Annotated in this window: 14 protein-coding genes; 9 read left to right on the top strand and 5 right to left on the bottom strand. The window is 64.5% G+C overall.

Annotated elements, in window-relative coordinates; genetic code table 11:
- The first annotated feature begins 180 nt into the window (after positions 1–180).
- From ACTIFK_RS06590 to egtD, 3 genes are all read left to right on the top strand, one after another.
- Positions 181–2,601: a glycogen/starch/alpha-glucan phosphorylase gene (locus ACTIFK_RS06590; RefSeq protein ID WP_439542258.1), complete on the top strand. Its 2,421-nt coding sequence runs from the start codon at positions 181–183 to the stop codon at positions 2,599–2,601.
- A 120-nt stretch (positions 2,602–2,721) separates the two neighbouring features.
- Positions 2,722–4,017: an ergothioneine biosynthesis protein EgtB gene (gene egtB, locus ACTIFK_RS06585; protein ID WP_439542257.1), complete on the top strand. Its 1,296-nt coding sequence runs from the start codon at positions 2,722–2,724 to the stop codon at positions 4,015–4,017.
- Positions 4,014–4,982, top strand: a complete 969-nt coding sequence (gene egtD, locus ACTIFK_RS06580) for an L-histidine N(alpha)-methyltransferase (protein WP_439542256.1) — start codon at positions 4,014–4,016, stop codon at positions 4,980–4,982. The genes egtB and egtD overlap by 4 nt, the downstream gene beginning before the upstream one ends.
- A 32-nt stretch (positions 4,983–5,014) precedes the next feature.
- Here the strand turns inward: egtD and ACTIFK_RS06575 are convergent, their stop codons facing one another.
- Complete coding sequence (locus tag ACTIFK_RS06575) at positions 5,015–5,203, bottom strand: hypothetical protein (protein WP_439542255.1); 189 nt, start codon at positions 5,201–5,203, stop codon at positions 5,015–5,017.
- A gap of 230 nt (positions 5,204–5,433) precedes the next feature.
- Between ACTIFK_RS06575 and ACTIFK_RS06570 the strand changes: the two genes are divergently transcribed.
- From ACTIFK_RS06570 to ACTIFK_RS06550, 5 genes are all read left to right on the top strand, one after another.
- The gene (locus ACTIFK_RS06570; protein WP_439542254.1) at positions 5,434–5,607 is read left to right on the top strand and encodes a hypothetical protein; all 174 of its coding nucleotides are present in this window, start codon (positions 5,434–5,436) and stop codon (positions 5,605–5,607) included.
- A gap of 476 nt (positions 5,608–6,083) precedes the next feature.
- Positions 6,084–8,759, top strand: a complete 2,676-nt coding sequence (gene aceE / locus ACTIFK_RS06565; RefSeq protein ID WP_439542253.1) for a pyruvate dehydrogenase (acetyl-transferring), homodimeric type — start codon at positions 6,084–6,086, stop codon at positions 8,757–8,759.
- A 12-nt stretch (positions 8,760–8,771) separates the two neighbouring features.
- Positions 8,772–10,118 (top strand): 2-oxo acid dehydrogenase subunit E2, encoded by a 1,347-nt coding sequence (locus tag ACTIFK_RS06560; RefSeq protein WP_439542252.1) that lies wholly within the window; start codon positions 8,772–8,774, stop codon positions 10,116–10,118.
- Positions 10,119–10,249: 131 nt separating this feature from the next.
- Positions 10,250–11,686 (top strand): dihydrolipoyl dehydrogenase, encoded by a 1,437-nt coding sequence (lpdA, locus tag ACTIFK_RS06555; protein ID WP_439542251.1) that lies wholly within the window; start codon positions 10,250–10,252, stop codon positions 11,684–11,686.
- An 89-nt stretch (positions 11,687–11,775) separates the two neighbouring features.
- A complete protein-coding gene (locus ACTIFK_RS06550; RefSeq protein ID WP_439542250.1) occupies positions 11,776–11,970 on the top strand; it encodes a hypothetical protein in 195 nt (64 codons plus the stop codon).
- A 21-nt stretch (positions 11,971–11,991) separates the two neighbouring features.
- On the opposite strand, the gene prfB is transcribed toward ACTIFK_RS06550, so the two are convergent.
- From prfB to ACTIFK_RS06530, 4 genes are all read right to left on the bottom strand, one after another.
- Positions 11,992–13,123 (bottom strand): peptide chain release factor 2 gene (prfB, locus tag ACTIFK_RS06545; RefSeq protein WP_439542249.1). Its coding sequence is split into 2 segments (ribosomal slippage): positions 11,992–13,053 and positions 13,055–13,123, totalling 1,131 coding nucleotides; the frame shifts between segments, so codons are not numbered across the junction.
- A 140-nt stretch (positions 13,124–13,263) separates the two neighbouring features.
- On the bottom strand, positions 13,264–15,825 hold the full coding sequence (locus ACTIFK_RS06540; RefSeq protein ID WP_439542248.1) for a penicillin-binding protein 1A: 2,562 nt from the start codon (positions 15,823–15,825) through the stop codon (positions 13,264–13,266).
- A gap of 435 nt (positions 15,826–16,260) precedes the next feature.
- A complete protein-coding gene (locus ACTIFK_RS06535; protein ID WP_439542247.1) occupies positions 16,261–17,499 on the bottom strand; it encodes an N-acetylmuramoyl-L-alanine amidase in 1,239 nt (412 codons plus the stop codon).
- Between the two features lie 218 nt (positions 17,500–17,717).
- Positions 17,718–17,954 carry a hypothetical protein gene (locus ACTIFK_RS06530; RefSeq protein ID WP_439542246.1) on the bottom strand — a complete coding sequence of 79 codons (237 nt, stop codon included), beginning with the start codon at positions 17,952–17,954 and terminating at the stop codon, positions 17,718–17,720.
- A gap of 457 nt (positions 17,955–18,411) precedes the next feature.
- Between ACTIFK_RS06530 and ACTIFK_RS06525 the strand changes: the two genes are divergently transcribed.
- The gene (locus ACTIFK_RS06525) at positions 18,412–21,474 is read left to right on the top strand and encodes an Rne/Rng family ribonuclease (protein ID WP_439542245.1); all 3,063 of its coding nucleotides are present in this window, start codon (positions 18,412–18,414) and stop codon (positions 21,472–21,474) included.
- The last annotated feature ends 160 nt before the right edge of the window (positions 21,475–21,634 follow it).

Raw genomic sequence — 21,634 nt, 5'->3', positions numbered from 1 at the left:
CTTCGCCGTTTATCCGTCCGCCGGAATTGAACATTTCCGGCCTGCGCAGCGTTCTTTTACAATCCATCATTCCTGTTTCTCATGGCCGCATCGAAGCCGGCCGCGCCATGGCCCCTGGTCCTGTCGCCATCCTGACCAGCGGCATTGTGTGACACCCTTATCGAGGAGCATCGGATCATCATGCTTTTGAACCGAAAAAAGGCCGGCCCTGCCGACGCGATCGCAGCGGAGCTGCTGGTTCAGCTCAACCGCAATGTCGGTGTCTCGGAAGCCGACGCGACCCCGCGCGATTGGCTGCGCGCCACGTCGCTGGCGGTGCGCGGTCATCTGATCGACGGCTATCATGCGATGAACGCGCAAGCGCAGAAGAGCGGCAAGAAGCAGGTTGCCTTCCTCTCGATGGAATTCCTGATGGCGCGCCAGCTCGAAAGCGCGCTCATGGCGACCGGCCAGCGCGAGGTCTATGTCGAGGCGCTGTCGCGCTTCGGGACGACGCTGGACGATCTTCTGGAACTTGAGCCTGATCCGGCGCTTGGAAACGGCGGTCTCGGGCGGCTTGCGGCGTGCTTCCTCGAGTCGATGGCGAGCACCGGCGTGCATGGCTACGGGTATGGCATCCGCTACGAGTACGGCATGTTCCGCCAAGAGATCGCGGACGGCTGGCAGGTCGAACGGCCGGACGACTGGCTTTCTAATTCCAACCCGTGGGAATTCGAGCGGGCAGAGCCCGCGTTTCCGATCGGCATCGGCGGCCATGTCGAACACCGTGATCACCGCGCCATTTGGCATCCCGCCGAAACCATCATCGCTATCGCGCACGACATCCTCGTGCCGGGCATGGGCGGATCGACGGTCAACACGCTGCGCCTCTGGGGCGCAAAACCCGTCAACGCCTTCGATATCGCGAGTTTCAACCGCGGGCATTTTCTGGAGGCGCTGGCGCCGAAAATCAGATCGAAGGCCGTGACGCGGCTGCTCTATCCGGACGACAGCACGCCGGAAGGGCGGGAGCTGCGGTTGCGGCAGGAGCATTTCTTCGCGTCCGCTTCCGTGCAGGATCTGTTGCGGCGTTTCCTCAAGGATCACGGCGATTGGTCGCTGCTGCCCAGCAAGGTTGCGATCCATCTCAACGACACGCACCCCGCGCTCGCCCCGGCCGAACTGATGCGGCTGCTGGTCGACGTGCACGAACTGCCGTGGGAGCGGGCGCTCGAACTCGCGGGCGAAGTCTTTTCCTACACCAACCATACCCTCATGCCGGAAGCTCTCGAAGTCTGGCAGGCCGATCTGCTGCGCCGCATCGCGCCGCGCCATCTGGAGATCATCGAGGAAATCAACCGGCGTTTCATCAATACGACGCGGCAGCGTGCACCAAGCATCCCGCTGGACCGGGTCGCGGTCGTGTCGGGAGACGATCAGGCGCGCAGCGTCAACATGGGCCGCTTCTCGGTGCTGATGAGCCGCCGGGTCAACGGCGTTTCGGCCCTGCACAGCGGGCTCGTGCAGGAGCGCCTGTTTCCGGAATTCGCCGAGCTGTTCCCGGGGCGGTTCCTCAACGTCACGAATGGAATCTCGCCGCGTCTGTGGCTGTTCCAGACCAATCCCGGCCTCTGCAATCTGATCGACCGGCATATCGGACGGGAGTGGCGCGACGCTTTCGATCTCAGCGCCATCGCGGCCAAGGCTTCTCGCGACGACGTGCTGGCGGAACTGCGCGCCGTGAAACTCGCCAATAAGCGCAAGCTCGTCTCCGTGATCGCCCAGAGGACCGGCATCGAGGTCGATCCGCATTCCATGTTTGATATGCAGATCAAGCGCATTCACGAGTACAAGCGGCAGCTGCTCAACATTCTCGGCGTCGTCGCACGCTGGAATGCCATCAAGGCCAATCCCGAGCAGGAGTGGGCGCCACGCACGGTCGTGCTGGCCGGCAAGGCGGCGTCGAGCTATTGGCTCGCCAAGCTGATCATCAAGCTCGCGCATGACGTCGCGCGCCGCATCAACAGCGACCGGGAAACCGCGCATCTTTTGAAACTGGTGTTTCTGCCCAACTACAACGTCTCGCTTGCCGAGCGCATCATTCCCGCCGCGGATCTCTCGCAGCAAATTTCACTGGCGGGCACCGAAGCTTCGGGCACGGGCAATATGAAACTTGCGCTGAACGGCGCATTGACGCTCGGCACGCGGGACGGCGCTAACATCGAGATCGCGGAGGCCGTCGGCGGTGACCTGGTGTTCTCGTTCGGGATGACCGTGGACGAGGTCAGGGATTTGAAGCGCGAAGGTTATGTGCCGATCGACGTTTGCAATGCCGATGCACGATTGCGGACCGTGCTCGAGCAGGTTGCGCGCGGCGATTTTTCGCCCGACGATCCCCACCGGTTCGAGCCGGTCGTGAAGTCGCTGCTGAGTGACGGCGATCGCTTCATGGTGCTGGCAGATTTCGCCGACTACTGGCGGGCGCAGCGCGAGGTGGACGATCTGTGGTTCGATCAGCGGGAGTGGTCGCGCCGGGCGCTGCTCAATATTGCGCAAATGGGCAGCTTCTCGGCCGATCGCTCGATCAAGAGCTACGCAGCCGATATCTGGCGCTGCTCATGATGACGCCGGGTCCGGCTTCGGAGAGAAAATTTTGCCAATTGATGGTCGGGTGAGAAAATTTCGGCACTTTTCTGATCCCTTGCGCGTTTAAGCGCGTACCTCGTCCGAAGGGATCTGCCTATGTCCAGTCAACTCTCCACTCGTGCGCTGCCGCGCACCTCCTCGCCTCGGCCTCTCGGGGAGCGGCTGTTCGAGACGAGGCGTCTCAGCCTGGATCTCGCGCAGCCGTTGTCGGCCGAAGATATGGTCGTTCAGGCCATGGACGACGCGAGCCCCACGAAGTGGCACCTGGCGCACGTCACGTGGTTCTTCGAAACCTTCATTCTCGCGAAATTCGTGCACGGCTACCGTGCGTTCGATGAGCGCTTCAACTTCTGCTTCAACTCCTATTACGAGAGCCAGGGCGCGCGCCATCCGCGAGCCAAGCGGGGGCTGCTGACACGGCCCAGCATCGAGGACGTGTTCGCCTATCGCGCCCATGTCGACGAGGCGCTTCGAAATTTGTTCGCGCAAAGCGAACCCGAGGGTGAGATCGCCCGCCTCGTCGAGATCGGCATTAACCACGAGCAGCAACATCAGGAATTGCTGCTGACGGACATTCTGGCGCTGTTCGCGTCGAGCCCTCTGCGACCCGCCTACCTGTCACCGAAGCCGGCTCCGGTCTCAACTCTGGGCGAACCGGACCTCGGCTGGATTTCCTATGCCGGTGGCATTCATCAGCTCGGCCACGATGGCGAAGGCTTCTCCTGGGACAACGAGGGGCCGCGCCACGCCGCACTCATCCACCCATTTAAGCTGGCCGACCGGCTCGTCACGAATGGCGAGTGGTTGGCGTTCATCGAGGATGGCGGATATCGCACGGCTGCCCTCTGGCTCGCCGACGGGTGGGTGACCGTCAATCGGGAGGGTTGGCGGGCGCCGCTCTACTGGGACGACGGCGATGGCCCGTGGATGGCGATGTCGCTCGAAGGGCGCCGCCCGCTGGACTTGGCCGCGCCGGTCAGCAACGTGAGCTATTTCGAGGCGGATGCCTTTGCGCGCTGGAGCGGGAAGCGGCTCCCGACGGAATTCGAATGGGAAGTGGCCGCGGCGTCCGTGCCGATCGCCGGGAACGACCTCGGGTCTGGCGCTTTCAAGCCGCTGCCGGCCGCAAAGGCTGCGCCCGGGCCCCCACGTCAGCTCTTCGGCGATGTCTGGGAGTGGACGCAGAGTGCCTACCTTCCCTATCCTGGCTACCGCCCGCCCGAGGGCGCCATCGGCGAATACAACGGCAAGTTCATGGTGAGCCAGCAGGTTTTGCGTGGCGCCTCCTGCGTCACACCCCACGGTCACACCCGAGCGACCTATCGCAACTTTTTCTATCCCCATCAGCGCTGGCAGTTCGTCGGCCTTCGCTTGGCCGCGGATGGTGCATGATGCTCGGACATTCACAACTCGCAGGCCTCGGCCCAAGAGCGCGCGTGCTCGACGAGGCCTTCGTCGGTGCTGTATTGGACGGCTTGTCTATGGCCCAGAAGACATTGCCGTGCCGCTATTTCTACGATGCGCGCGGCAGCGATCTTTTCGAGCAGATTACCGAGCTTGAAGAGTACTACCCGATGCGGACGGAGGCTTCGATCCTGAAGGCGCATGCGGCCGCGCTGATGGGCGGCGCGACTTCGGACAGCGTGCTTGTCGAATTCGGATCGGGATCGAGCCGCAAGACGGAGTTTCTGCTCGCCGAGTTGCCTCCCGGCGCGGCGTACGTGCCGATCGACGTCTCGCCCGACGCCCTCGCCCAGGCCCGCGTCCGTCTGGCCCGGCGCTATCCTGCGCTCGATATCCGTCCGGTGGTTGGAGATTTTTCCGACGCAGTGCGGTTTCCACAGGGTTTGCGGGGCCGGCCGCGTGTGGGCTTTTTCCCGGGATCGACCATCGGCAACCTGCATCGTCCCGATGCCGCAAAGCTGCTCTCGCGCTTCAAGACGCTGCTGGGGGGTAGTGGTCGCCTGATCATCGGCGTGGATCTCAAGAAGGACAAGACGATCCTTGAAAACGCCTACAACGATCGCTTGGGTGTGACGGCGGAGTTCAATCTCAATCTGCTGGCGCGGATCAATCGCGAGATCGAACCGGCGTTTGATCTCGAAGCCTTCACGCACACTGCGCTCTACAACGATTTAGAAGGCCGGATCGAGATGCATCTCGTGAGCCAGTTGGATCAGGCATTCGAAATCCGCGGGCGCCCGTTCAGGATGCGGGCCGGCGAGAGCATCCACACCGAAAACTCCTACAAGTATGCCGCCTCAGAATTCCAGGCGCTGGCCGAGCGTGCGGGCTGGTCGCCGGCGTCCGTCAGGACCGACCCCCGCGGCCTGTTCAGCGTGCATGTTCTGACGTGACGACGGTGGCCGGGTAGCGTTGCATCTCGACGCTATTCGCGCGTTTGCCGGACGGCTTCGTTTTCATCCTCGCGCTCGTCGTCCGAGTCGCCGCTGGCGTCTGCGTCCGGGTCGTCGTTGTCGTCCGTGTCGACAGGCTCCGTCGGCACCAAGCCTTGATTGTGCTCGACATCGGCGTCGAGCGCAGCATTTTCGAGGTCGGATTTCCGTTTCGGTGGCATGTCGATCGTCCTTCTTGGTGGCCGGCATTCGATTTGGGTACCGGGCTTTCGGGTGCCGGCCCTCTACAACGCGTGGCGCCCGCCGTTGTTTCACGCGTCGTTCTGTTTCACGCGCGTTGAGGTGGCGCGCATTTTTGACAGGTTGCAGTTCCTATAGTGGCCATGCCGCACTAGCGAAATATCGCGACGCACATTGAGATGGACCGTGCTCAACAGCACGGAGCCTTCCGATGTCCAAGACCAAGGTAAGCTTCTACGTGTACGGCGCCCCCGTCAGTTTTCTGGTGGAATGTTTCCGCTACCGGATGGCGCGCCGGGTCCTCTCGCTGTCGCTCCCGACCGGGCACAGCGCGGAGGTGATCCAGCTCTCGGAGTGGCGCGCGTCGCGAGCGCTGCCTAACTAGCGTGCAGCGCCACGCGGGGGCCGGGTTTTCCACATGCCGATTACGGCTGTGGATAGCCGGGAACCCGTTTCGGCTCACCCTACTTGATCGGATAGGCGTTATCCGAGGGTGAGCGATGGCACACGACGATCCTTTGCACGCGGCGTTTTCTCCGCGAGGGGTGAATTCGCTTGATCTCAAACATGACGTGCCGATGTCCATGTCGCTTCGGCTTCAGCGCCTCAGGCTTGCAGAGACTCTGCGCGCGGAGCGAGCCGCGATAACGCGCGCCGGCGAAGACGTCCGCCGCGCGTTGAGCGATTTCGGGAAGCGCCTCCAGCCGCCGCTCTATCCGACGCCTTTGGGGGGACCGCTAAACGCGGATCAACTGCCGACGGCATCTAGCCGTAACCCTTGACAACGCTTACATGATTGGATGTGGGATCACGGGGCTTCGCGTTCCGTCGTCCGTGCTTCAGCCTGGGCGGCATGGAAACATGAGCAACAACGGCGGCAAAGCGCACGACCCGCGCGACCCGGAAATGCGCGACTGGACGGACTCGATCTCGTCTGTCATCGCCGCCGATGGGACCGTGCGGGCCGACGATATTCTCGGCCGCGTCGTCGACGAGGCGCGACGCAGCGGCGCGGCGTTGCCGTTTGCCTCCAGCACCGCCTACCTCAACACCATTCCGGCTTGGGAAGAGCCCAGCCATCCGGGCGACCGGGAGTTGGAACACCGCATCGCAGCGGCCATCCGCTGGAACGCAGCGGCGCTGGTGCTCAAGGCGAACAAGGAGTCGTCCGAGCTCGGCGGGCACATCGCGAGCTTCCAATCCGGCGCGACGCTCTACGAGACCGGGTTCAACCATTTCTGGCGCGCGCCGTCGGAGGGGCATGGCGGCGATATCGTCATGATCCAGGGCCACTCGTCGCCCGGCATCTATGCGCGGGCGTTTTTGGAGGGACGGCTTACCGAGGATCAGCTCCTCAAGTTTCGCCAGGAAGTCGGCGGCGGCGGGCTGTCGTCCTATCCCCATCCCTGGCTGATGCCGGACTTCTGGCAGTTTCCGACCGTATCGATGGGGCTCGGCCCTCTGATGGCGATCTATCAGGCGCGATTCCTCAAATATCTGCATGCGCGCGGGCTCGCCAATACGGAGGGCCGGAAGGTCTGGGTGTTCTGCGGCGACGGAGAGATGGACGAGCCCGAGAGCCTCGGCGCGATCTCGCTCGCGGGCCGTGAAAAGCTCGACAATCTCATCTTCGTGATCAACTGCAATCTGCAACGCCTCGACGGGCCCGTGCGCGGCAACGGCAAGATCATCCAGGAGCTGGAGCGGAATTTTCGCGGCGCGGGCTGGAACGTCATCAAGGTCGTCTGGGGCTCGCAGTGGGACGAGTTGCTGGCGCGCGACACGACGGGCAGGCTGCGCCAGCTCATGGAGGAATGCGTCGACGGCGAGTACCAGGATTTCAAGTCGCGCAACGGCGCCTACATCCGCGAGAAGTTCTTCGGCCGCTATCCCGAAACGGCGGCGATGGTCGCGGACTGGAGCGACGACAGGATCTGGAAACTGACGCGCGGCGGGCACGACCCGAGCAAAGTTTACGCGGCCTACGATGCAGCCGTGCGCAAGACGGATCAGCCGAGCTGCATCCTCGCCAAGACCATCAAGGGTTATGGGATGGGCGCGGGCAGCGAGGCGACGATGCTCGCCCATCAAATGAAGAAGATGGACTCCGAGGCGCTCCGGCATTTCCGCGATCGCTTCAAAATCGACGTGCCGGATTCAGCGCTGACCGAAGTGCCGTTCATACGGCTGCCGGAAGGCTCGGACGAAGAGCGCTATCTGCACGAGCGCCGCCGTGAGCTTGGCGGATACCTGCCGCAGCGCCGCCGCACGTCAACGCCGATCGAGGCGCCGCCGCTGGCCAGCTTCGGGACGCAGCTCAAAGGATCGGACGGGCGCGAGATCTCCACCACCATGGCGTTCGTGCGCATGTTGACGGGTTTGATGCGCGACAAGGATTTCGGCCGGCGCATCGTGCCGATCGTGCCCGACGAAGCCCGCACCTTCGGCATGGAGGGCATGTTCCGGCAGTTCGGCATCTTCAGCCAGGTGGGGCAGCTCTACATCCCGCAGGATGCGGATCAGCTCATGTTCTACAAGGAGGACAAGTCCGGCCAGATGCTTCAGGAGGGCATCAACGAGGCCGGGGCGATGGCGTCGTGGATCGCGGCGGCGACGAGCTATTCCACCTCCGATACGCCGATGGTGCCGTTCTACATTTTTTATTCGATGTTCGGCTTCCAGCGTGTCGGCGATCTCGCCTGGGCGGCGGGCGATATCCGCGCGCGCGGGTTCCTGCTCGGCGGAACGTCGGGGCGCACGACCCTCAACGGCGAGGGTCTGCAGCACGAGGACGGCCACAGCCACATCCTGTCGGCAACCGTGCCGACCTGCATCTCCTACGATCCGACCTTCAATTACGAAGTCGCCGTGATCCTTCAGAACGGCCTCAAGCGGATGCTGACCGACCAGGAGGACGTGTACTTCTATCTCACGCTGCTGAACGAAAACTATGAGCATCCGCCGATGCCGGACGGGGCCGAGGCCGGGATCGTCAAGGGGATGTATCTGTTTCGTGCCGCGCCGGAAGGTGCGCAGGGACATCGGGTGCAGCTGCTCGGTTCCGGCGCGATCCTGCGCGAGGTGATCGCGGCCGCGGAGTTGCTCGAAAAGGACTGGGGTGTCGCGTCGGACGTGTGGAGCGTCACGAGTTTTACGGAGCTGGCCCGCGAGGCGCACGATGCGGAACGGTGGAACCTCCTGCATCCGCTCGAAACGCCGCGCGTGCCTTACGTGACGCAGCAGCTCATCGCGCGGGGTGACGGGCCCGTTATTGCGTCGACCGATTACATGAAACTCTATGCCGATCAGGTGCGCCCGTTCGTGCCGTCGCGGTATGCCGTGCTCGGGACCGATGGCTTCGGGCGCTCGGATTACCGGCGCGCGTTGCGCTCGTTCTTCGAAGTCGATCGCCATTTCGTCACCATCGCCGCGCTCAAGGCGCTTGCGGACGAGAACAAGATTCCCTCGATCAAGGTCGCTGAGGCGATCAAGGCGTATGGGATCGATCCCGAAAAGCCCAATCCAGCTCGAACGTGACGGCAGGGTCTGATGGCGTTGATGGATATCAAAGTTCCGAACATCGGCGACTTCAAGGACGTGCCGATCATCGAGATCATGGTGAAGCCGGGCGACGAGGTGAAGCCAGACGATCCGCTGCTGACGCTCGAAAGCGACAAGGCGGCGATGGAGGTTCCGGCACCTGCCGCGGGCCGGATCGCGGAGGTGCTGGTCGGGGTCGGCGACAAGGTGAGCGAGGGCACTGCGATCCTTCGTCTCGAGACTGGATCGAGCGGAAAAGACGACGACGCCAAGGGTGACAGCGGCGACAGGCGGGACTCCGCACCGCCGAAGACGCCTGCGAAACGTGGCGCCGTTGCCGAGCAAGCGGCGAAACCGGACGAGGGCGATCCGGACGACGTTGAGGCGTCGTCGTCGTCACACTCGGCATCGTCATACACAACGTCGTCTCATAAGGCGTCGCGTTTCCCGGGCCTCGATACGGCGCCCGGCAACGTCCATGCGAGCCCCGCCGTGCGCCGCATCGCGCGGGAGCTGGACGTGGACCTGACCAAGGTTACGGGGAGCGGAGAGAAAGGCCGGATCACCAAGGATGACGTGAAACGCCAGATCGCGCGGGAGGCCGGTGGCGGCGGCGGCGCGGGCATTCCGGAGATTCCGCCACAGGATTTCGCCAAGTTCGGCCCCATCGAAGTCGCGCCGATGTCGCGCCTGAAGAGGCTGTCGGGCCCGCATCTGCATCGCGCGTGGCTCAACGTGCCCCACGTCACGCAGGCGGACGAGGCGGACATCACTGATCTCGAAGCCTACCGGAAGGAGTTGGACGGCGACGCCCGCGAGAAGGGCTACCGGGTGACCCTGCTGGCGTTCCTGATGAAGGCGTCGGTTTCGGCGCTCAAGGCGCATCCGGAGCTGAACGCGTCACTGTCGCCCGCCAAGGATGCGCTGATCCTCAAGCGATACTTCAATCTCGGCGTGGCGGTCGATACGCCTGATGGACTGGTCGTGCCCGTGATCAAGGATGTCGACCGCAAAGGCATTCTCGAACTCAGCCAGGAACTCGGGGCGGTGTCTCAGCGGATGCGCGAGGGCCGCATCACGCCGGCCGACATCCAGGGCGGGACGTTTTCCATTTCGAGCCTCGGCGGTATCGGCGGTGTCATGTTCACGCCGATCATCAATGCGCCGGAGGTGGCAATTCTCGGCGCGTCGCGCGCCGCCATGAAGCCGGTGTGGGACGGCGCGGAGTTTCGGCCGCGGCTGATGTTGCCAGTGTGCGTCTCCTACGATCATCGGGCTGTCGATGGCGCGCTGGGTGCGCGTTTTCTCCGCAAGATCTGCGACGCGCTGACCGATGTGCGTCAGCTCGTGCTCTAGAGTCGTTGCGCGTTTGGTGGTATCAAGGAACGACTCTAGGTCTTTGTTTTATCGTGCTTCTAATCGGAAAACCGGTTCCCACTTTTCCGGGAGCACTCTACGTCCCTCCAAACGCAACCGAAGGCTGATCCATGGCCGCGCCGTCCGCCGTTTCCTCCGATCTCGCTTGCGACGTGCTCGTGCTGGGCGCGGGTCCGGGTGGATACTCGGCCGCGTTCCGGGCCGCCGACCTCGGCTTGAAGACGGTGCTGGTCGAGCGATTTCCCGTGCTGGGGGGCGTGTGCCTCAATGTCGGATGCATTCCCTCGAAAGCACTGCTGCACACCGCGTCGGTGATGGAGGAAGCGGTGGCGCTGGCTGCGCACGGCGTGACGTTCGGCGCCCCGCGGATCGATCTCGCACAGCTCCGCGCGCACAAGGACAAGGTCGTTGGACGGCTCACGACTGGGCTTTCAGGCTTGGCCAAGGCGCGGAACGTCGAAGTAGTGCGGGGCAGCGGGCGGTTTCTCGACGCGCATCGCGTGGAAGTCGAGACCGGCGACCGTCGTCAGGTCGTCAGCTTCAAGTCGGCCATCATCGCCGCGGGCTCGGAGGCGATCCGGCTGCCGTTCCTGCCGGACGATCCGCGCGTCGTCTCGTCGACGGGAGCGCTGGCGTTGCGTAGTATCCCCGATCGGATGCTGGTCATCGGCGGCGGCATCATCGGGCTGGAGATGGCGACCGTCTATTCGGCGCTGGGCGCGCGGATCGATGTCGTCGAGATGCGGGACGTGCTGATGCCAGGTGCGGATCGCGATCTGGTGGCGGTCTGGCAGAAGAAGAACGCATCGCGTTTCGATGCGGTGATGCTCAAGACAAAGGCCGTCGCAGCCGAAGCAAAGGCGGATGGCATTCACGTTGGCTTCGAGGGCGAGAGCGCGCCCAAAGGCGTGCAGCGCTACGACATGGTGCTGGTGGCTGTCGGCCGCACGCCGAACGGGAAGCGGATCGGCGCGGAGCGCGCGGGCGTGGAGGTCGGCGACGACGGCTTCATCCGCACCGACAAGCAGATGCGCACCAACGTGGCGCATATCTTCGCCATCGGGGACATCGCGGGTGAACCGATGCTGGCGCATAAGGCCGTGCACGAAGGTCATGTGGCGGCGGAAGCGGCGGCCGGAAAGCCTGCGTACTTCGATGCGCTGCAGGTTCCGTCGGTCGCCTATACCGATCCCGAGATCGCATGGGCCGGAGTGACGGAGGACGACGCGCGGGCGCAAGGCCGCAAAGTGACCAAGGCGGTTTTCCCGTGGGCGGCATCGGGCCGCGCCATCGCCAACGGGCGTGACGAGGGCTTCACCAAGCTCCTGTTCGACGACGAGACGCACCGCATCGTCGGGGGCGGCATTGTCGGGACGCATGCGGGGGATTTGATCGGGGAGGTGTGCCTGGCCATCGAGATGGGCGCGGATGGCGTCGATATCGGGAAGACGATCCATCCGCATCCGACCCTGTCCGAAAGCATCGGCATGGCGGCCGAGGTGTTCGAGGGCGTGTGCACGGATCTGCCGCCGAAACGGTCCCGCTAAGACCCTTGCCTGGGGAACCAGCCCCTGCCCGGTCACGTTTCGTTGGGTGGAAACAGGAAGCACCGCTTAACGGTGCCGGAGCAGGTGCAATGACAGGCAAGAAAAAGCAAGCCCGCGACCCCTTGTCGGCGACCGCGCGCGAAGTCGTCCGAGACGACGATGACTTCGTCAGCCGCGCCGTGACCGACAGGGAGGACGCGAAAGGTTCGCAGTCGATACTGCCGGGCCCCCCGATCCCGCCCGATGTTCAAGAAAAACTCAGAAAGCAAAAGAAGAACGACTAACCGGGAGACGACTAGCCCGGATTAGTCGAGGTCCGAAATCTCGGTCGCCGTGCCGCCCTTCATGCGCTGCGCCAGCGTCGCTTCGATAAAGGGATCGATGTCGCCGTCGAGCACGGAGTCGGGGCTCGAACTTTGAGCACCGGTACGCAGGTCCTTCACGAGCTGATACGGCTGGAGAACGTACGATCGGATCTGGTGGCCCCAGCCGATGTCGGTCTTCGCGGCCTGGTCGGCGGACGCCTTCTGCTCGCGCTTCTTCAGCTCCATCTCATAAATTCGAGCCTTGAGCCGCTTGTAGGCAATGTCCTTGTTCTGATGCTGGGAGCGCTGCTCCTGGGCAAAGATCACGATGCCCGTTGGCTTATGGACGAGGCGCACGGCCGATTCCGTACGGTTGACGTGCTGGCCGCCGGCGCCGCTCGATCGCGCGAAGCTCATCTCGACATCGGCCGGATTGATTTCGACGTCGATGGTGTCGTCGATGACGGGGTAGACCGTGACGGACGCGAAGCTCGTGTGGCGGCGCGCGTTCGAGTCGAATGGCGAGATGCGGACGAGCCGGTGCACGCCCGCTTCCGTCTTCAGCCAGCCGAACGCGTTCTCGCCGCTGATCTCGAGCGTCGCGGATTTGATGCCGGCTTCTTCACCGGGGCTCTCATCGATGAGCTTGACCTTGAAACCTCGCCGCTCGCCCCACCGCATGTACATGCGCGCGAGCATCGAGGCCCAGTCCTGGCTCTCGGTGCCGCCCGCGCCGGCGTGGACTTCGACGTAGGTGTCCATGCCATCGGCCTCGCCGGAGAGCATGACTTCGACGCTCTTGCGCTGGACCTCTTCGTCCAGGCGCTTCAGCGCAGTCTCGCCTTCGGCGACAATTGCGTCGTCATCCTCGGCTTCGCCGAGTTCGATGAGCGTGAGGTTGTCTTCGAATTCACGGACGACGCGCCGGAAATCGGCGAGGGACTGCTCGAGCGATTGGCGCTGGCGCATGGTTTTCTGCGCCTGTGCGGGGTCGTTCCACAGCGCGGGGTCTTCCGCGCGCCGGTTGAGATCTTCTAGGCGCGCTTCGGCTTGTTCCGGGTCAAAGATACCTCCTCAAGAGGGCCAGGGCCTCTTCGATCGAAGCCGCGACTTTTTGCGCTTCTGCGCGCATGACTGCCTCCCGGGGGGAATGAATTGTGAGTACGGCGAGACATATAGTCAGCGGCGCACTCAAAGTAAACGCGGCGCGATGACGGGATTAATGACCGGGAGCGGTTCTGCGGGTTCAGCCACTCGCCCGGCAGTGCCGCGCTACCACAGACCGCCGGGGCCGTTCTGCGGAGCGGCCTGGGGCGTGGATTGCCAGTTTCCTGGCGGAGGCGCGCCGCTGGCCGAGCTTTGCTGGGCGTAGGGGTCGGAGAAGCCGATGACCGAATAGGCGTCATCCGGCTCCTCGTTCGGCTTGAAGGCCTCGACGATGGCGGACGGGTCATCGGGTGCCGCGCGCAGGCCCGTGTGGACGTTGACGCGCACGAGCTTGATGCCGGGCGGAACGCGGAACGGGATGGCCGGCTGATCGGCCAGCGCTTCCTTCATGAAGGCGCCGAAGATCGGCGCAGCGACCATGCCGCCGGTGTTGCCCTTGCCCATCGGGCGCGGGTTGTCGTAGCCGACGAACACGCCGACGACGAGGTCAGGCGTGTAGCCGACGAACCAAGCGTCTTTTTCCTCATTGGTCGTGCCGGTCTTGCCCGCGAGCGGACGGTTCAACGACTTGAGGGACGTCGCCGTGCCGCGCTGGATCACGCCCTCCATGATGGAGGTCATCTGATAGGCCGTGTGCGGGTCGATGATTTCCTTGCGGTCGTCCGGAATGTCCGGCTCGGCCTGGCTGGCCCACTGGTCGGCCGTGCATCCCACGCACTCGCGCGCGTCGTGGCGCCAGACGGACTTGCCCCAGCGGTCCTGGATGCGGTCGATCAAGGTCGGCCGCACGGTCTTGCCGCCGTTCGCGATCATGCAATAGGCGGTCGCCATGCGCAGCAGCGTGGTCTCGCCCGCGCCGAGCGACATGGACAGCACCGGGAGGAGGTCGTCATAGATGCCGAAGCGCTTGGCGTATTCGGTGATGATCGGCATGCCCATGTCCTGGGCTAGGCGAACCGTCATCTGGTTGCGCGATTTCTCGACGCCGACGCGAAGCGTCGTCGGCCCGCCGGACTTATCCTTCTCGTAGTTCGAGGGCTTCCAGATGTCCTGGCCCGGGCCCTGCTCGATTTCGATCGGCGCATCGAGCACGATGGAGGTCGGCTTGTAGCCGTTGTCCATCGCAGCCGCGAATACGAACGGCTTGAAGGACGAACCAGGCTGACGCTTGGCCTGGAGGGCGCGGTCGAACTGGCTCATGGAGAACGAGAAGCCGCCGACCACCGCAAGCACGCGACCGGTGTGCGGGTCCATGGCGATCAGGCCGCCGGAGACCTCGGGGATCTGCACGAGCGACCAGGTGCCGGCGAGGTTCTTCTCGTCCTTCGGGGTGACGTAGATCACGTCACCGGGCGCCAGAATGTCGGCGATCTGCTTCGGCTCCGTGCGCTTGCCCGGAATCTTCGCCCACTTGATTTCATCAAGCGTGATTTCGACGGCGTGACGCTCCGGCGTGAGCGAGCCGTCCTGTTTGCGCGAGGGGCGCAGGCCCACGACGGCCTTGGTCTTCTCCATCGACAGCACGACGCCGAGCCGCCACGGGGCGATGTCCGTCGGGCTCTCGGCCGCGCCGAGCGGCACGCCCCAGTCGCCGGTGACGTCGATCTTGCTGACGGGGCCGCGCCAGCCTTGCTTGCGGTCGTATCCGACCAGTCCTTCGGTCAGCGCCTTGCGGCCGATCCTCTGAAGGTTCGGGTCGAGTGTCGTGCGCACCGACAGGCCGCCGGCGTAGAGCTTGGCCTCGCCGTATGCCGACATCAGCGAGCGGCGGACTTCCTCGGCGAAGTATTCGGCGGCAAAGATGTGCGCGCCGCCCGGTCGGATGTTGACGGTCAGGGGCTTGGCCTTCGCGGCCGCCTCTTCCTCCTCGGTGATGTAGCCGTTGTCGGCCATCTGGCCGATGATCCAGTCGCGGCGCTCGGTGGCGCGTTTGGTCTGGCGGAACGGGTGATAATTGTTCGGCGCTTTCGGCAGGGCGGCGAGGTAGGCGACCTCCTCAACCGTCAGATCCTTCAGTTCCTTGTTGAAGTAAGCCAAGCTCGCCGCAGCGACGCCATACGCGCCGATGCCGAGATAGATCTCGTTCAGGTAGAGCTCGAGGATCTTGTCCTTCGAGTAGGCGCGCTCGATGCGGATGGCGAGGATCGCCTCCTTGATCTTGCGCTCCATGGTGCGGTCGCTGGTCAAGAGGAAGTTCTTGGCAACCTGCTGGGTGATGGTCGAGGCGCCTTCCGTGCGGCGGTCGCCGCCCGTCGCCTTCGTCTCGATCGCCTTGAAGACGGCGCGCGCGATGCCCTGCATGTCGAGGCCGCCGTGCTCGTAGAAGCGCTTGTCCTCGGCGGACAGGAACGCCGCGACGACACGTTTCGGAATGGTGTTGATGGGCACGAAAATGCGCCGCTCGCGCGCGTACTCGGCGATCAGCGAGCCGTCGTGCGCATGGATGCGCGTCATGACGGGCGGTTCGTAGCGGGCAAGGCTTTCGTAGTCGGGCAGGTCCTTCGATGCCTGCCAGAGCACGAAGCCGGCACCCGCGGAGCCAACGAGGAACACCACGACGAATGCCGCGAAGCTCCAGCCGAGGAAACTCAGCAGCAAGCTCTTCTTGCGCCGGCCGCCTCGGCGGCGGGTCGGCTCAGGCTGGGGTGGTAGGGTCGGCACTCTCATTCAGGATCGGATCCGCTCGAGACGTCTCATGCTCGTCGTACTGGGGGTCATGCGAAGTCTGGCTTATCTTCGCTTTGTGTCTGGATTTGATCCAGCAACCAAATTGGGTCAGGAACGAAATGGCGATCGCGTGGCCGGCACTGAACGCATGGCCGGAGGAGACGCGCCGGGGCGCCGCCGCCTATTCTATTGCGGTGCAGCAACCCGATCGGACATTAACATGGAATGTGGCATCACGTCGTCCGGATTTCCGTCTTCCTAAACATATGTCTCTCAACGATATTCCGGTGACGGTTTTGACTGCGGCATTGCGCCTCCGGCGCATTATGACGGGGCGCCTCCGGCGTACTATGACGTGGCGCCTCCGGCGCACTAAGATGTTACGCCCCTCCGGCATCGTGACGGGTCTTCGGCCATCCGCCAGCGGACTGCTCGCTAGGGCACCGACGGGCCGGCGGTGCGCTTCGAAAAATACGTTTCGATGGCCGCGGCGATCGCCGTCGCTGTCTGCTTGTGCCAGGCTGGCGAGTTGAGCAGCTTTTCGTCTTCGGGGTGGCTCAGGTAGCCGAGTTCCACCAGCACGGACGGCGAATGGGTCTGCTTGAGCACCTTGAAAGCCGCCGCGCGCTGGGGCACCCGCGACAGCAGCACGGTGCGTTTCAACTGGCGAATGAGCACGTTGGAAAAATCGGTCGAGAAATTTGCGGTCTCGCGCTTCATCAGGTCGAACAGGATGCTTTTGACCTCGTCGTCTCCCTGGGACTTGCCGACGCTGAGGCCGGCGACCGCATCGGAGGCGTTTTCCTTTTCGGCCATGCGGCGGGCGTGGTCGTCGGAGGCGCGCTCGGACAAAGTGTAGACCGTCGCGCCGCGAATTCCGGACGCGCCGTTGACGTCGGCGAGCGAGTCCGCGTGGAGCGAGAGGAAGAGATCGACGTCGTTGCTGCTCGACAGGCCAAGTCTCTGATCCAACGATATGAAAACATCCGTTGAGCGAGTCAGGCGGACGTCGTACCGGCCGCTCGTGGACAGTTGGCGCGCCAGTTCCTTGCCGACAGCGAGGACGACGTTCTTCTCGAGGGTGTTCGACGCGCTCACAGCGCCGCCGTCGATGCCGCCGTGGCCGGGGTCGATCATGATGATCGGTTTGCCCGGATGTCTGGGCTTGGCGCCGCCCGGCTGCTCGGCGGCGGGCGCGGGCGCTTCGGCGGCCCGATCGGCGCCGGTGCCGAGACCGAAGCTTTCCGGGGCGGTTGTCACCATATCGAACGTGAAAATGATGCCCTTGTCGGCAGGCGCCGCTGTCATGGCCGCGCGCTCGATCCGGACAGGGCCCGTCGTGTCCAGGACAATGCGCGCCTTCTTGTCCGCGAACAGACCGTAGCGGAAGGTCTGGACGAGGCCGGTGCCGGTCTGCCCGGTGCCGTCGGGCAGGCGAAATGATACATCCGGCAGGTCAACGATGACCCGGTAGGGATTGGCCAGGGTGAAGATCTCGGCGGTGACGCCGGCCGTCATCTCGATGCGGAGCGTGGTGCGGGTTTTGTCACCGGACAGGGCGGCCTGGGTGGCGGCCGCGGCCGGGTCTGCATATGCATCCTGGGGCGTTGCGAAGGCCAATGCCAAAAGGGCCGTGAGGGCCAGCGCCGCTCGCAGCCCCCCGGCTCCGGTCATGGTTCCCCTGCGCGGTCGCACGCGTACCCTATCGCGATTGTTCGCAAAAAATGACGTAGGCGCTACAAGTTAGCTCATATTCGTCCGATTTGCGCAAGAGCCGCACCGATTCCGGGCCCGGCGGGGGCCCCGACTCGTAAACGGGCTTGCCACGCAGGCATCGAACCCGTACAAAATTAACCCGCATCATGTCGTGTTCGTCTGCTTCGCGCGGAAGTTTAGTTTTTTGCCGGATGCTCGGTCAGGTTTAGATCGGTTTTCCTCCGGCAGGGTTCGCACTCCAGAAGCATACGATGCGCATGGCTCGAAGGCAGCTTGGTGCGTGCTTCGCGAACGGCAAGTTGCGCCTGTTTCAGGCGCGGGGTCTGTTGATCCATCACTGCCAGAAGCGCCGCCTGCGATGCCGCGAACCACGCGTGGTCGCTGACACGATGCAGCTTGTCCGCCGGCACCAATGAAAGGGGTGTCGTGGGCAAGCAAGGCAAGCATCAGCGCGGGCTTTCCGTCCGGTTGTGGCTGAGGCTGTCATCAGTGGAAATCCGGCTCGGCTTAGGCGCTCGCGCAGCACCCTGCCGCCCATGTGCCTGAGCCTCACGACCACGTTCACGCTCCAGCGCCGCCTCACCGGGCAGCGCATCGGATGCGGCGTCAATCCAAGGACACTTCTTCTCACAAGATTATGCAGATCGAACGCACATCTCCTGAACAAGCCTTCGAGCCGATGACGGCTCACGGCGGATTGTGTCCGGACCTTCCGGCCGCAATCGAGATGTGCGCCCCACCCTTCGCCACATTCTTCATCAACCCCCACACAACAACAAAGGCGCGCGCCTCTACCTGGCCGCATGACGCCTCCGGCCGCCTGGCCGGACCCGGTGGTTCGGCCCACCGGCGCGCAAAGGATAAAAAAACATGGCACCGAACAAGATGCTTATCGACGCCACCCATCCCGAGGAGACTCGGGTCGTGGTGCTGCGCAATGGACGAGTAGAGGAATTCGACTACGAAAGCGCGGCCCGCAAACTTCTCCGCGGGAATATTTACCTCGCCAAGGTCACGCGCGTAGAGCCATCGTTGCAGGCGGCCTTCGTCGACTACGGCGGAAACCGCCACGGCTTCCTCGCCTTCAACGAAATCCATCCCGACTACTATCAGATCCCGATGGCGGATCGCCGGGCGCTGCTCGAGGAAGAGGCTGCGGCCGAAGCCGAGGAAGAAGCGGCGGCCGACGCGCGCGCCGAGCGCCTGGCGCGGCGCCGCCGGCCTGACGAGGGCCGCGGCAATCGCGGCGGATCCTCCGAGGATCGCGCTCCGCGCGACGAGGGGCATGACGATCACGCCCACGACGCGGACGAGCACGACGATCATGACGACGATCACGAGCATGATCACGCCGATAGCTCGCACCATGACGAAGGCGACGATCGCCCCCAGGTGATCGCGGAAGCGACCGCGCGCGACGAGATCCTCGCCGAAGATGCGCCGGAACCGGAAACGGCCGGCAACTTCCAGGGCGATCATGAAGCCGCTGCCGGCGACGACGAGCCGGATGCCGCTCGGAACGACATGGACGACGAAGACGACGGCGATCGGGAGCCGGATTCGGCTGCCGACAGCGCCGCCGCTTCCAGCGACGCAGCGGCGGAAGCCGGGGGCGACGCAGGCGGCGTGCAGGTGGTCGCCAGTGCCGCCGCCGAGCCCGAAGCGCTCGAGAGCGCTGGGTCCGAGGATGCGCTCGAGGAACTGCCGTCGCGTCCGCGCCGCCGGCCGCGCAGCTACAAGATCCAGGAAGTCATCAAGCGCCGCCAGGTCATTCTGGTGCAGGTCGTCAAGGAGGAGCGCGGCAACAAGGGTGCAGCGCTCACCACGTACCTGTCGCTGGCTGGCCGCTATACCGTGTTGATGCCCAACACCGCGCGCGGTGGCGGCATTTCCCGCAAGATCACGCAGCCGCAGGACCGCAAGCGTCTCAAGGCGATCGCGCAGGAGCTCGAAGTGCCGGAAGGCATGGGGCTGATCATTCGCACGGCGGGCGCATCGCGCACCAAGCAGGAGATCAAGCGCGACTTCGAATACCTGCTGCGCCTGTGGGAGAGCGTGCGTGACCTGACGCTCGAATCCACGGCGCCGAGCCTCGTCTACGAAGAAGGCAATCTGATCAAGCGTTCGATCCGCGACCTTTACAACAAGGACGTGGACGAGATCGTCGTCGCCGGCGATCACGCGCACAAGGACGCCAAGGACTTCATGCGCATGCTCATGCCGAGCCATGCGAAGAACGTCATTTCGCATGCCGACGCCGAGCCGCTGTTCACGAAGTACGGCATCGAGCGCCAGCTCAATGCGATGTTCAATCCGTACGTGACGCTCAAGTCCGGCGGCTACCTCGTCATCAACCAGACCGAGGCGCTGGTCGCCATCGACGTCAACTCCGGCAAATCGACCCGCGAGTTCTCGATCGAGGAGACCGCGCTCAACACCAATCTCGAAGCGTCCGACGAAATCGCGCGCCAGCTCAAGCTGCGCGACCTCGCGGGTCTGGTCGTCATCGACTACATCGACATGGAGGAGAAGCGCAACAACCGGGCCGTCGAGCGGCGGCTGAAGGATGCGCTTCGCTTCGATCGGGCTCGCATTCAGCTCGGCCGGATCAGCCACTTCGGCCTCATGGAAATGAGCCGACAGCGCCTGCGGTCGGGCGTGCTCGAGGGTTCGACCTCGCAGTGCCCGCATTGCCAGGGCACCGGCATCATCCGCTCCACGGAAAGCGTTGCGCTGGCCGTGCTGCGCGCGATCGAAGATGCACTCATGGCCGGCGCGCGCACGTCGCTCGTGGCCACGACGACGTCGGCTGTCGCGCTCTACATTCTCAACAACAAGCGCCACTTCATCAACGAGATGGAGACCCGCAACGGGGTGTTCGTCACGGTGCAGGCCAGCGACAAGCTGCAAGGCGCTAACTTCCTGATCGAGAAGGGCCAGGCCGCACCCGTCGCGGTGCGTCGTCCCGATCGGGCGGCCGTCAACATGGATTGGGGCTTCGAAGGCGAAGACGCACCGGCCGATGCTTCGGTTGAGGCCGACGTCGAAGCCGACGCCGAGGCCGACGAAGACAGCGCCGTTACGTCGTCAGGCGAAGGCCGTGGCCGGGAAGAAGGAGAAGGCGGCCGTCGCCGCCGTCGCCGGCGTGGCCGCCGCAACGGCTCCGATGGCGGCCGGGGCGAGCCTCGTGAAGCGAGCCGCGGCGATGGCGAGCAACCCTATGACGACGACGATGAGGCCCCCGCGCTTGAAGAAGCCGGCGGAGCCGCAGGCGGCGGCGAGGGTGACGGTTTCGAGGACGGCGACGCTCCCGCGCAAAGCGCGCGTGACGGCAACCGGCCTCCGCGTGAGGGTGGCGACCGGTCGGACGAGTCCGGTGGACGCCGGCGCCGGCGCGGCCGTCGCGGTGGCCGTCGCGGCCGTGACCGCAATCGCCGTCCGGGCGAAGGTGAACACGGCGATGCGGCGTTGAACGCGGCGGACGGCGAGGGTTCCGGCAGCGATGACGGCGCCGACGACCATGATTTCGTCGAAACGATTGCTCCGGAGCGGGCTGAAGACGTTGCGCCGGCCGGAGCGGTAGACGCCTCTGCCGGGGCGAACGAGCGCGCACCGACCCAGGGCCGCCGACCGAAGGCTGACGCCGCACCTCAAGCATCGAGCGGTCGCTCGCGCCGGAGCGAGACGCCGGCACGCGCGGCCGCGGCACCTGAAAGACCTGCAAAACCTTCCGCACCAGCGTCGGCTCCGGCCTCCGCTGGAGAGGATACGCTGCTCGCGCGCGTTCGCGCCCGTAACGGAGCCACGACGGCCGCCGCCGAGCCGAAGCTCGAGCGTGTCGTCGTCACACCGGAGCAGTCCGGCAGCACGTCCGAAGAGGCGGGCTCGGAGCCCGTGCGCCGCGGATGGTGGCAGCGCCGCCTCGGCGGCTGACTGCGCGGTCTGATGCGTTAAATCATCTCAGACGGGCCGGACGAGAGTCCGGCCCGTTTTTCTTGTAAATTCATCATCTTAGATAATGCCCGAGCTCGCGGAATACGCCGGTTCCGCAGGTGCCTGCGCATTCCGTCGCAGGGCGCCGTGGAGCCACATT

The organism is Hyphomicrobium sp. (genome assembly GCF_051860585.1).
In the GTDB taxonomy this organism is placed as follows: domain Bacteria; phylum Pseudomonadota; class Alphaproteobacteria; order Rhizobiales; family Hyphomicrobiaceae; genus Hyphomicrobium_C.
The sequence above is the reverse complement of the archived record's forward strand: the minus strand, read 5'-3'. Positions and strand labels throughout refer to the sequence as shown.

Bases quoted from the DNA above. Each gene is read 5' to 3' on its own strand.
- egtB (WP_439542257.1), top strand. From the start codon at position 2,722: ATGTCCAGTCAACTCTCCACTCGTGCGCTGCCGCGCACCTCCTCGCCT.
- ACTIFK_RS06525 (WP_439542245.1), top strand. From the start codon at position 18,412: ATGGCACCGAACAAGATGCTTATCGACGCCACCCATCCCGAGGAGACT.
- egtD (WP_439542256.1), top strand. From the start codon at position 4,014: ATGATGCTCGGACATTCACAACTCGCAGGCCTCGGCCCAAGAGCGCGC.
- ACTIFK_RS06535 (WP_439542247.1), bottom strand. From the start codon at position 17,499: ATGACCGGAGCCGGGGGGCTGCGAGCGGCGCTGGCCCTCACGGCCCTT.
- lpdA (WP_439542251.1), top strand. From the start codon at position 10,250: ATGGCCGCGCCGTCCGCCGTTTCCTCCGATCTCGCTTGCGACGTGCTC.
- ACTIFK_RS06550 (WP_439542250.1), top strand. From the start codon at position 11,776: ATGACAGGCAAGAAAAAGCAAGCCCGCGACCCCTTGTCGGCGACCGCG.
- ACTIFK_RS06575 (WP_439542255.1), bottom strand. From the start codon at position 5,203: ATGCCACCGAAACGGAAATCCGACCTCGAAAATGCTGCGCTCGACGCC.
- ACTIFK_RS06590 (WP_439542258.1), top strand. From the start codon at position 181: ATGCTTTTGAACCGAAAAAAGGCCGGCCCTGCCGACGCGATCGCAGCG.
- ACTIFK_RS06560 (WP_439542252.1), top strand. From the start codon at position 8,772: ATGGCGTTGATGGATATCAAAGTTCCGAACATCGGCGACTTCAAGGAC.
- ACTIFK_RS06540 (WP_439542248.1), bottom strand. From the start codon at position 15,825: ATGAGAGTGCCGACCCTACCACCCCAGCCTGAGCCGACCCGCCGCCGA.
- aceE (WP_439542253.1), top strand. From the start codon at position 6,084: ATGAGCAACAACGGCGGCAAAGCGCACGACCCGCGCGACCCGGAAATG.
- ACTIFK_RS06570 (WP_439542254.1), top strand. From the start codon at position 5,434: ATGTCCAAGACCAAGGTAAGCTTCTACGTGTACGGCGCCCCCGTCAGT.